The following is a 12060-nucleotide window of genomic DNA, read 5'->3' on the forward strand; positions in this document are numbered from 1 at the left end:
AATGGATCTGGCAAGTAAACTATTCAAGGGAGACCGGGTGATATGGGTGATCTTCATGTTCCTGTGTCTGATCTCGGCAATCGAGGTCTTTAGTGCGACGAGTACGCTCGCCTACAAGAGTGTGACGCATTGGGACCCGATCGTGCGGCATGGTTCGTTCATGTTGGGAGGTTTCGTGCTCGTTTTGCTGATGCACAATGTGCCTTGCCGGTTTTATGCTTTGCTTGCCGGTGGTGCATTCCTTTCGGTTGTATTGCTGCTATTGTTGTTTGTGCCGGGGTTAGCTGTGGTGATAAACGGGGAACCCCGTTGGTTGAATTTGTTCGGCTTCACGTTCCAGCCGTCGGAGATTGCGAAAATCACCCTGATCGGATATACGGCTTTTGTCATGAGTAAACAGAACTGGTTCACGGACAAGCAGATGTTCTGGTGGATAGAAGGAGGGACGCTTGTTATCTGTGGCTTGATCTTCACGACCAACGGTTCGACGGCTATCCTGCTTTTCTGTATCATTCAGATGATGGCTTTTTTCGGCCAGATATCGTTTGCCCGTCTGGCAAAGTTCTGGGGAATCCTGATCGCTGCGGGGGCATTGATGGTGGGCTTGCTGTTTGTGACGCCGGAGAGTGTGATGAAATATATGCCGGATCGCGTCCATACCTGGAAAGCGCGTATCGAGCGGTTCACCGATCCGACTCCGCCCGTGCAGTTCGAGCCGGGAAAGGCTGTCAACATCGATGGCGACGACTACCAGGTTGTTCACGGCAAGATTGCCATTGCCAGTGGCGGCATCTGGGGCAAGTTCCCTGGACACGGACAGCAGCGCGACTTCCTGCCGCAGGCTTATTCGGACTTTATCTATGCTATTATCATTGAAGAGATGGGGATTGCCGGAGGAATCTTCGTCCTTTTCCTCTATATAGCCCTGCTTGTCAGGGTCGGGATGATCGCCCGCAGATGTGATAAACTGTTCCCGAAATTCCTGGTTTTGGGCTGCGGGCTGCTTCTTGGTGTACAAGCCCTGACGAATATGGCGGTGGCGGTGGACTTGATACCGGTCACCGGTCAGCCGTTGCCGCTGATCAGTCGCGGAGGTACGTCGACCGTGATCAGTTGTGCCTATATCGGCATCATTCTTAGTGTAAGCCGCTTCGGCGCCAATATGGGAAATGAGGACGATACGGACGCACTGGCATCGGATGAAAATTCCATGGGCATCGAACCGGAAACGGATGGGCATCCGTCGGAAAATGGGTCGGCACCCGTTGAAAACGGGACGGGAGCCACAGAAAATGGGACAGGAGCCACAGAAAACGGGACGGGAGCGGATTCCAACCCCCTCGAAGCCATTGCCGAACTGAAAGAAGAAACAAGAACGGAAACAACAACAGAAACTAAAATATGAAACAGTACCGAATCATCATAAGCGGCGGTGGGACCGGAGGACATATCTTCCCGGCTATCTCGATCGCCAATACCTTCAGGAGACGTTTCCCGGAGGCGGAAATACTGTTTGTGGGAGCTGAAGACCGGATGGAGATGGAGAAAGTCCCGGCCGCCGGTTACCGCATCGTAGGGTTGCCGGTGAGCGGCTTCGACCGTGCCCGGTTGATGAACAATATCCGCGTTGTCGGCCGCTTGGTCAAAAGCCTCCGGCTTGCCAAAAAGACGATACGCGAGTTCAAACCCGATATCGCCGTCGGTGTAGGCGGTTATGCCAGCGGGCCGACCTTATGGATGGCGGCTTCCTTAGGGATTCCTACCCTGATACAGGAGCAAAACTCCTATGCCGGTGTTACGAATAAACTGCTGGCCAAGAAAGCCAGCAAAATATGTGTGGCCTACGATGGCATGGAAAAGTTCTTCCCGGCCGACCGTATTGTCGTGACTGGTAATCCGGTTCGCCGCGATCTGGAAGAGGCGCAGGGGAAACGCGAGGAGGCCCTTGAGTTCTTCAAGCTTTCGCCGGAGAAGAAGACGATCTTAGTGGTCGGCGGAAGCCTGGGCGCCCGGACGATTAACCGCAGCATACAGGGCGACCTGGACAAGCTCTTTGCCGCCGAAGGCGAAGTGCAGGTGATTTGGCAGACGGGGCGTTATTATCAGGAAGAGGCCCTGAAGCATCTGAAAGCCTACCGGGGCATGCGCATCTGGTGTTCGGATTTCATCACCCGTATGGATTATGCCTATTCGGCAGCCGACTTGATTATCTCCCGTGCGGGAGCCAGCTCGATCTCCGAACTTTGCCTCTTGCGGAAGCCGGTAATCCTGGTTCCTTCCCCCAATGTCGCGGAAGACCATCAGACGAAGAATGCCCTGGCTCTGGTCGAGAAAGATGCCGCCATCATGATCGCCGACAAGGATGCCGAGGCACAACTGGTGTCGAAAGCCCTCGAAGTCGTCCACGACGAAGAGCGTCTCCGCACCCTGAGCCGCAACATCGCGACGCTGGCCCATCACCAGAGTGCCGAACATATTGTAGATGAAATTGTAAAGATCATCTCGTAAATATTATCTTTGTAACAACGAATAGTAAAGAATAAGTAAATATGGATATAAACAATATAACGGCTGTCTATTTCGTCGGTGCCGGCGGTATCGGGATGAGTGCCCTGATCCGTTACTTTCTTTCGAAAGGGAAGAAGGTGGCCGGTTACGACAAGACCCCTTCCGGTTTGACGGAACAGTTGAACTATGAAGGAGCCGTCATTCATTATGAGGATAATGTTGACCTGATCCCCGATGACTTTACCGATCCGGCAAAGACATTGGTGGTCTATACGCCTGCCGTTCCCGAGGCCCATTCGGAGCTTTGTTATTTCCGGGGGAACGGTTTCGAGGTGATGAAACGTGCCCGCGTGTTGGGCGAGATCACCAACTGCAACCGCGGACTCTGTGTTGCCGGTACGCATGGCAAGACGACGACCTCGTCGATGATAGCCCACCTGTTGAAACAGTCGCACGTCGACTGTAACGCTTTCTTAGGCGGTATCCTGAAGAACTATGACAGTAACCTGATGCTCTCAGCAAAGAGCGACCTGACCGTGATCGAGGCAGACGAGTTCGACCGCTCCTTTCACTGGCTCAAACCCTATATGGCCGTTATCACCGCCGCCGATCCCGATCACCTGGACATCTACGGAACTCCGGAGGCCTATCGTGAAAGCTTCGAGCACTTCACTTCGCTGATCCGTCCTGACGGCTGCCTGATCATGAAGCAAGGCATCAACGTCACGCCCCGCCTGCAGGAAGGAGTGAAACTCTATACCTACACCGGTGAATTGTCAATTGTCAATTGTCAATTGTCAATTAGTAAGGTTCCCGATTTCTACGCCGAGAATGTCCGTATCGGCAACGGAGAGATCTTCTTCGACTTTGTCGGTCCCGATGTCCGCATCCCGGATATCCAGTTGGGCGTCCCTGTAAAAGTAAATATCGAGAACGGTGTGGCCGCTATCGCCCTTGCATGGCTGAACGGTGCGACACCGGAGGAAATCAAACACGGCATGGCAACCTTTGCCGGTCCGCGCCGCCGCTTCGACTTCCATCTCAAGAAAGATAACATCGTCCTGATCGACGATTATGCACATCATCCCGCCGAGCTGAAGGCAAGTATCCTTTCCGTAAAGGAACTGTATGCCGGACGCAAGGTGACCGGTATCTTCCAGCCGCACCTCTACACCCGTACGCGCGACTTTGCCGCCGACTTTGCCGCCAGCCTGTCGCTCCTGGATGAACTGATCCTGCTGGATATTTATCCCGCACGCGAGGAACCGATACCGGGTGTCACTTCGCAGATCATCTTCGATGCCGTGACAATCCCCGGCAAGCGGTTGATCCGGAAAGAGGAACTCCTGGATGTCGTCTCTGCCGAAGCAGGCAGGCTCGACGTAGTCCTGATGCTTGGCGCCGGCAATATAGAATTGCTGGTAGAACCTGTAAAACAAATATTGGATAAAAAAGAATAAAGAGTGGTCCGTATCGTATCCATAATAGTTGCAATACTGTTGTTCTGTTACATCGTATTTGTCTCCTTCTTCTTCCGGGAAAGCAGGCAGAAAGACTTGTGCCGGGACTTGCAGGTGGTAGTCGTGGACAGCCTCGACAAACATTTTGTGAGCGAGAGCGACCTGGTCTCCCTCCTCAAGAATGCCGATCTGAACCCGATAAAAAAGCCGATGAACGAGATCAACACAGACCGGATTGAAAATGAACTGCTGAAGAACGAGATGATCGCCCGCGTGGAAGCCTACAAGACTCCTTCGGGCATGATTAAATTGGAAGTGGAGCAAAAAATACCTATCTTGCGTGTGATAAGTCCGAGAGGCAATTACTATGTGGATAATTTGGGTAGCACGATGCCTGTCAGCCGCCGCTATGTGGCGCACGTTCCCGTTGTAAGCGGATACGTGGAAAAAGAGTTAGCGGTAACCGACTTATACAAATTTGCATTATTTTTGCAGGAGAATGATTTCTGGAATAATCAGATAGAACAGATATACGTTCATCCGGATAATGAGGTGGAACTGGTCCCCCGGGTCGGTAACCACCGTATCGTGCTGGGCTCCCTGGCCGGTTATGAAGAGAAGCTGGATAACCTCCGGCTCTTCTACGAAAAGGCGATCCCCAAGGTGGGATGGGAGAAGTACGGCATTATAAATTTAAAATATAAGGATCAGATTGTTTGTACTAAAAGATAGAGAATATGGCATACACAGACTTTATAGCAGCCATCGACCTTGGCTCTTCTCACATGGTCGGTATGGTAGGTGCGAAAGGCCCTTCGGGGGCTCTTTCCATAATAGCCTACGAAGTAGAGAATTCCGAGACCTGTATTCGAAGAGGATGTGTATATAATATAAAAGATGCAGCCGGTAAGATCGTGCGCTTGATCCGCAAATTGGAGAACAAGTTGGGCGGTTCCCGTATCGGCAAGGTCTATATCGGGGTGGGAGGCCAGTCGCTTCGCACCATCAGCCATGCCGTGTCGAGAGTGATCGGCGACGGTACGGTGACCGAAGAAATCCTGCAGGAAGTGGATAAGGAGTGTCGCCAGTATCATCCCGATATGCTGGATGTGCTGGAAGTCGCACCGCCCGCCTACTTCCTCGACAACCAGCCGGAAGCCCATCCCGTGGGAATGGGTTGCTCCCGGATAGATGCACGCTATAAGCTGATCGTCGGACGTCCGTCGCTTCGCCATGCCGTCACGACCAATATGACGGAACAGATCAAGCTCGATGTGGCAGGCACAATCGTCTCGCCATTAGCCTTGGCCGATCTGATCCTGACGGAACAGGAGAAAGATAAAGGATGTGCGCTGGTCGATTTCGGTGCAGGCGTAACCTCTGTCACGATATATAAAGATGGAAGCCTGGCAGGTCTCTATGTAATTCCGTTGGGCAGCCAGTTGATCACTCGCGACCTGATGTCGTTGGGCATACCTGAAAAGGAAGCCGAACGGGTGAAACGCACCTACGGCAATGCCATCTGGGAGAAAGACAACGAACAGCAAGTGGTCTCTGTCGACTTGGCGGACGGACAACATGCCGGCGAGGTTAAGCTCTCCGATATCAATATGGTCGTGGAAGCCCGTAGCCGCGAGATCATCGAAAACATATACGCCCGTCTGGAAGATGCCGGAGTGGTCAAGACACCGGGTTACAGTGTTGTGATTGCCGGTAATGGCGCCGCGCTGAAGAATATGCGCGAAGCCCTCAGCGAACGCTTCAGGATGGATGTCCGTTATGCATCTGTCCGGAAAGACCTGATTGCCGACGGCGAGATGATTGCCAACAACCCCGAATACACGACCGCAGTCGCTCTCTTGCTGAAAGGCCGGGAGAACTGTGCTGCTTATGTTCCCGAAACAGAAAAGAAGAGGGAGGAACCGGTTTCTAAACCGATCCAGACAGCTCCAGAGACAGTTGCTGCGGACTTTATTACGGAAGAGGAAAAGAAGGAAACAACGGAACAGCGCAGTGACGGAACGAGCGAGTCCGATAAGAAATCGGATCGAGGATCTGATAAAGGATCATCAAAGACGAATAAGAATACCTCTAATAAAAAGCCCGAAGAGGAAGGCCCGAGTTTATTTGGAAAATGGTTTTCCAAAAAGATAGACGATATGAGTATCAAGATCAATGAGGCATTGAAAGAAGAGAAGTAATCGGTAACAAATAAAGACAGACGACAATGGACGATAAGACATACGATTTTGATTTGGCAAAAGCGCCTCAGACGATCATCAAAGCGATAGGCGTCGGTGGCGGTGGTGGTAATGCTGTCAGCAACATGTACAAGGAAGGCATACATGATGTCTCTTTCGTGTTGTGTAATACCGATAATCAGGCTTTGCAGAAGTCCGATGTGCCCGATAAGTTGCTGATCGGAAAGAATACGACTCGTGGTCTCGGATCGGGAAATGTCCCCGAAAGAGGCGAGGAAGCGGCTCTCGAAAGCGAAGATGAGATCCGCGAGATGCTGGACGACGGTACTCGTATGGCCTTTGTCACTGCCGGAATGGGCGGTGGTACAGGTACGGGAGCAGGGCCGATCGTAGCCAAGATATCGAAAGAGATGGGCATCCTGACTGTCGGTATCGTTACGATTCCTTTCCTGTTTGAAGGCCGTCAGAAGATTGTGAAAGCTGTCAAAGGCGTGCGGAAGATGGCGCAGAATGTGGACTCGCTGTTGGTGATCAACAACGAACGCCTGCGCGATTTGTATTCCGAAGAACGTATGAGCGTCCCGCAAGCCAACCGGAAAGCCGATGAAACACTGACGATCGCCGCTAAAAGCATCGCCGAGATTATTACGACTAATCTGGAGCAGAACGTCGACTTTGCCGATGTCGACACGACGATGCGCAACAGCGGTGTAGCCCTGATCAGTATCGGGTTCGGTGAAGGCGAAGGTCGCCTGCAACGGGCTATCGATGAGGCTTTGCACAGTACGCTGGTCAACGATATAGACAATATTTTCAATGCCAAACGAGTTGCCTTCGTGATCTACTACAGCCACGAAGATGCGCTCCGCATAGATGAGATGGATGATATCCACAACTTCATGGCACGTTTCAAGACAGACTATGAAGTGAAGTGGGGGCACGGCTATGACGATAGCTTAGGGGCCAAGATTAAGATCACGATCCTGGTAACTGGTTTCGGTCTGGAAGACGTCCTGTCCAAACAGCAACAGACACTCGATACCGAAGAAGATCTTCTTGCCGCCGCCCAAAAAGCCGAAGAGCTTAAGAAGAAAAAGGAAGAGGAAGACCAGTTGATCAATCGCTATTACCGCGATTATATCAACTTCCGCCCGAAAGCGGAAATCGTGATCCTCTCGACCGACGAGCTGGACGATGACAACCTGATCGCCCTTCTGGAAGAGACTCCGACCTACAAGCGGAATGCAAAAGAAATCCTGCAAGTACGCCGGAAAGACGACGGAGCGGCCCGCCCGCAGGGAACTGCGTTCCAGTCTTCATCCGCCAATCAAGGCAAGAAGCCGAAGGCAGGCGGTACAGTAATCAGTTTCCGATAAATAATTCATAATTCATAACTCATAATTCTAAATAGATGGATTTGTTTGAAAGAGTCAGCGAAGACATTAAAAACGCAATGAAGGCGAAAGACAAAGTAGCCCTTGAAACACTGAGAAACGTCAAGAAGTTCTTTCTCGAAGCAAAGACTGCTCCGGGAGCCAACGATACATTGAGCGATGCCGACGCATTGAAGATCATGCAGAAGCTCGTGAAACAAGGCAAGGATTCCGCCACTATCTACGTGCAGCAGGGACGCCAGGACCTGGCCGATGCCGAATTGGCACAGGTAGCCGTAATCGAAAAGTATCTGCCGGAACAGATGTCCGCCGAACAACTGGAAGCCGAGATAAAAGCAATCATCGCACAGGTTGGCGCCGCCGGTCCGAAAGATATGGGCAAGGTAATGGGCGTTGCCTCCAAAGCATTGGCCGGAAAAGCCGAAGGCCGCATGATCTCGGAGGTCGTTAAGAAATTATTGAATCAATAGTAATAGGGGGTGTCAAAAGCCCCCTCTATTAGCTTCTCTTATCTATACCACCAAATGTTTATTATTCAATTCTCTTTATACCATGATTACTTTTATTTGTTGCCTTATCGCGCTGATCGTAGGCTATTTCGTTTACGGTAAATTCATTGAACGTATTTTCGGTATCGATGCCAAGCGGCAGACACCTGCTTATACCCATCAGGACGGGGTGGATTACATTCCGATGCCCACCTGGAAGGTTTTTATGATCCAGTTTCTGAATATCGCCGGACTGGGCCCGATCTTCGGGGCCATCATGGGAGCGAAGTTCGGAACGGCTTCTTTCCTGTGGATCGTGTTAGGAAGTATCTTTGCCGGTTCGGTGCATGATTACCTGTCCGGTATGTTGTCCCTGCGTAATAACGGGGAGAGTCTGCCGGAGATTATCGGACGCTATTTGGGAGCGAACTTCAAGCAGTTTATGCGTGCCTTCACGGTGCTTCTGATGATATTGGTCGGTTCCGTATTTGTTGCCGGACCTGCCGGGCTGCTGGCAAAGCTGACGCCGGAGCATCTGGATGCTACTTTCTGGATTATTATCGTATTCCTCTATTATATCCTGGCGACGCTGTTGCCTGTCGATAAGATTATCGGCAAGGTCTATCCGTTGTTTGCAGGTGCTCTGCTGTTTATGGCGATCGGTATCCTGATCATGCTGTTTGTCCATCATCCGCCGTTGCCCGAGATTACGGACGGAATGCCGAATACCTATCCCGGCCATCTGCCTATCTTCCCGATCATGTTCGTGAGTATCGCCTGCGGGGCTATCTCCGGTTTCCATGCGACACAAAGCCCGTTGATGGCGCGTTGTATCAAGAATGAGAAATACGGCCGGCCGATCTTCTTCGGTTCCATGATTACGGAAGGTATTGTTGCCCTGATCTGGGCGGCTGCCGCTACTTACTTCTATCATAATAACGGGATGGGCGAGAACAATGCAGCCGTTGTGGTTGACAGCATAACAAAAGAATGGCTCGGTACCGTAGGCGGTATATTGGCCGTGTTAGGTGTGATTGCCGCGCCGATTACTTCCGGTGATACAGCCTTTCGTTCGGCGCGCCTGATCGTGGCGGACTTCCTGCACCTCGAACAACGCAGCATCGCCAAGCGCCTGATGATCTGTATTCCTCTTTTCCTGGTGGCTATCGGCCTTTTGCTTTATAGCCAAAAAGACAAGGACGGTTTCGATATGATCTGGCGTTATTTCGCCTGGAGTAACCAGACGTTGGCCGTGTTCACCTTGTGGGCTTTGACGGTCTATCTGGTAACGGCAAAGAAACTGTATATCGTGACTCTGATCCCGGCTCTGTTTATGACAGCCGTCTGTTCAACCTATATTTTTGTCGCCCCCGAAGGCTTGGGTATGGAAACCGGCCTGTCGCAGATTATCGGCGTTGCCATCACGGTTGTCGTCTTTGCTTTCTTCTTGGTTTGGAAAAAGAAAAGCTGTAAATGATCATTTGCTCTTTTCCCAGAAATTGAAGGAAAAAGGTCAGAACTATAAAGCCCGGGCGGACTTATCCTTTTATCTTTATCCGCAGAAATCATTAAAAGGATAACCGCCATGAAAAAACTGATCAATTTACTGAGCCTTTTTTGCCTGTCTGCCCTGCTTCCGTTGTCGGCTGTAGGGGAACCTATTGACCGTGAAGCTGTGGTGAAGCGGCACAAGGTGTTTACGACAGGCACTCTGCTGAAGAGTCCGGCACAAGTGGGTAACGGCAAATTTGCTTTCGGAATGGATATCACCGGCTTGCAGACATTTGCCCCTTTTAATACCCTCTCCGATTGGGGGTGGCACAGTTACCCACTGCCCGAAGGGACGAAGGTGGAGGATTACCGCCCCGTCGTTGTCGAAACGCACGGCAAAAAGATCGCCTACGAACTCCGTGATCCCAACCAGCCTGCATTGTCGGAATGGCTGACGCAGAATCCACACCGCATAAACTTAGGACGGATCGCCTTTCGCCTGCTGCGCGAGGACGGGAAAGAAGCCCGTGAACTGGACATAAAAGCCGCCCGGCAGGAGACCGATCTTTGGACCGGTGTGGTCTGCAGTCGCTTTGAACTGAATCGGAAAGAGGTGAAAGTACGTACCGTCTGCCACCCGGAGAAAGACATGATCGGGGTCACTGTCGAATCGGAACTGCTTAAAGACGGATCGGTCAGCATCTACCTGGATTTCCCCTATGCGGATAAGCGCCAGTTCCCTCATTTCATGGGACGTTACGATACGATCTCCGGTCATACCTCCTCGTATGAAAAGTTGGCGTCTAACTCCGTACGTATCAGCCGGACAATGGATGATACCCGCTATTATACCCAGCTTGACTGGACCGGGCAGGCCGTCTTTAGCCGTGAATCGGCAGATGCGCATAAATTCGTCCTTCAACCCCAAAACACCAACACGATTTCTTTCACCTGCTGCTTCTCGCCTGAGCCGGTGGACAAGGTGACGGAACCCGTCGCCTCGATCGAACAGAAGAGCGCTGCCAGCTGGGAAAAATACTGGCGTTCGGGAGCTGCCATCGACTTGTCGGGCAGTAAAGACCCTCGCTGGCTGGAACTGGAACGCCGCGTCGTCCTCTCGCAATACCTGATGCGTGTGAACGAAAGCGGCCTCTATCCTCCCCAGGAATCCGGCCTGGTGAATAACGGCTGGTACGGCCGCTTCCACTTCGAGATGATCTGGTGGCATGGCGTGCACTATGGCCTGTGGAACCGGATGGAATGTTTCGACCGCTATCTGAACGTCTATAAGGACTTTATGCCGCAAGCCCTCGAACGTGCCAAGAGTGAAGGACGTTCCGGAGCGCGCTGGCCGAAGTGCACCGCTAACTTCAACCGCGAATGGCCCGGTAGCGCCCATGCCTATCTGATCTGGCACGAGCCCCATCCGATCTACTTCGCCGAGATGCAATACCGCCAGAATCCTACGCCTGAAACATTGGCGAAGTGGAAAGAAATCGTCTTGAACACGGCCGATTATATGGCGGACTACCTCTTCTACGACAAGAAAACGAAACAATACGTCCTTGGTCCTCCCGTCGTTGTCGTATCCGAGAATACAGACCCGTTGCAGACTATCAACCCTATTTTCGAACTGGGCTATTTCCGTTACGGCCTGCGTACGGCACTGGAATGGGCGGACCGCTTGGGACTGCCGGAAAAGAAGACGAGGAAATGGAAGGAGGTCCTTTCGAAGATGGCTCCCCTTCCGGTTGCTGATGGTGTCTACACGACCTACGAAGGCATCCCCGATATGTGGACGAAATATACCTACGAACACCCCGCCCTGACCGGCGTATATGGTATGTTGCCCGGTGACGGTGTAGATCAGGCGACTTTCAAGCGTACGCTTGAAAAAGTCACGAAGGAATGGCAGTTCGACCGCATCTGGGGCTGGGACTTCCCGATGTTGGCAATGGCAGCCGCCCGCACAGGCCAGCCGAAGTTGGCTATCGATATGCTGATGCACCCCTCTGCCGGCTTTCAGTTCGACGAACACGGCTTGGCGACAGGTGGCCCGTTCCCTTATTTCCCCTCCAACGGCGCACTGCTGACAGCCATTGCCATGATGTGTGGCGGTTGGGACGGTTCGTCAGGCGATGCCCCCGGTTTCCCGAAAGACGGAAGCTGGACGGTCCGGTATGAAGGGTTTGTCCCGATGCAATAGTCGTTCAAGGGGGGGCTTATTGTATAAAACGGATTTTTCACCTTCGGAAGAGGTCCGAAATTAAATAAATGTTAATCCACTTTTTAGCCGCCAAAAAGGGGCTTTTGCCGCTTTTTTGAGCGTTTTCCGCCATTACGACCGTCCTCTTTGCCATCACGACCGTGCTAATAGGTAGTGCACTCGGCAGCTCGCGAAGATTAGGACGGTCACAATGGCAATTTGGACGGTCGTAATTGGAAAGAGGACCGTCTTTAGGGCAAAAAAGCACCTGAATTTCCTTGGGATATTTGGGACGCCGTCCGTTTTATTTTC

The 12060-nt window shown here is 52.0% G+C and carries 9 protein-coding genes; all 9 read left to right on the top strand.

Annotation, left to right across the window (positions count from 1 at the left end; genetic code table 11):
- Nucleotide 1: 1 nt before the first annotated feature.
- Nucleotides 2–1405: an FtsW/RodA/SpoVE family cell cycle protein gene (locus DWU89_RS13895; RefSeq protein WP_115500235.1), complete on the top strand. Its 1404-nt coding sequence runs from the start codon at nucleotides 2–4 to the stop codon at nucleotides 1403–1405.
- Entirely contained in the window at nucleotides 1402–2508 is a 1107-nt protein-coding gene (gene murG / locus DWU89_RS13900) for an undecaprenyldiphospho-muramoylpentapeptide beta-N-acetylglucosaminyltransferase (RefSeq protein WP_115500236.1), read from the top strand. The genes DWU89_RS13895 and murG overlap by 4 nt, the downstream gene beginning before the upstream one ends.
- 41 nt (nucleotides 2509–2549) lie before the next feature.
- The gene (gene murC / locus DWU89_RS13905; RefSeq protein WP_115500237.1) at nucleotides 2550–3968 is read left to right on the top strand and encodes a UDP-N-acetylmuramate--L-alanine ligase; all 1419 of its coding nucleotides are present in this window, start codon (nucleotides 2550–2552) and stop codon (nucleotides 3966–3968) included.
- Between the two features lie 3 nt (nucleotides 3969–3971).
- A complete protein-coding gene (locus DWU89_RS13910; protein ID WP_115500238.1) occupies nucleotides 3972–4700 on the top strand; it encodes a cell division protein FtsQ/DivIB in 729 nt (242 codons plus the stop codon).
- Nucleotides 4701–4705: 5 nt separating this feature from the next.
- A complete protein-coding gene (gene ftsA, locus DWU89_RS13915) occupies nucleotides 4706–6169 on the top strand; it encodes a cell division protein FtsA (protein ID WP_115500239.1) in 1464 nt (487 codons plus the stop codon).
- Between the two features lie 26 nt (nucleotides 6170–6195).
- Nucleotides 6196–7545, top strand: a complete 1350-nt coding sequence (gene ftsZ / locus DWU89_RS13920; protein ID WP_115500240.1) for a cell division protein FtsZ — start codon at nucleotides 6196–6198, stop codon at nucleotides 7543–7545.
- Between the two features lie 35 nt (nucleotides 7546–7580).
- Nucleotides 7581–8033 (top strand): GatB/YqeY domain-containing protein, encoded by a 453-nt coding sequence (locus DWU89_RS13925; RefSeq protein WP_115500241.1) that lies wholly within the window; start codon nucleotides 7581–7583, stop codon nucleotides 8031–8033.
- An 82-nt stretch (nucleotides 8034–8115) separates the two neighbouring features.
- The gene (locus DWU89_RS13930; protein ID WP_115500242.1) at nucleotides 8116–9528 is read left to right on the top strand and encodes a carbon starvation CstA family protein; all 1413 of its coding nucleotides are present in this window, start codon (nucleotides 8116–8118) and stop codon (nucleotides 9526–9528) included.
- 108 nt (nucleotides 9529–9636) lie between these two features.
- Nucleotides 9637–11748, top strand: a complete 2112-nt coding sequence (locus tag DWU89_RS13935) for a hypothetical protein (protein WP_115500243.1) — start codon at nucleotides 9637–9639, stop codon at nucleotides 11746–11748.
- Nucleotides 11749–12060: the final 312 nt, after the last annotated feature.

The sequence above is a fragment of the Parabacteroides acidifaciens genome, assembly GCF_003363715.1.
Taxonomy (GTDB): domain Bacteria; phylum Bacteroidota; class Bacteroidia; order Bacteroidales; family Tannerellaceae; genus Parabacteroides; species Parabacteroides acidifaciens.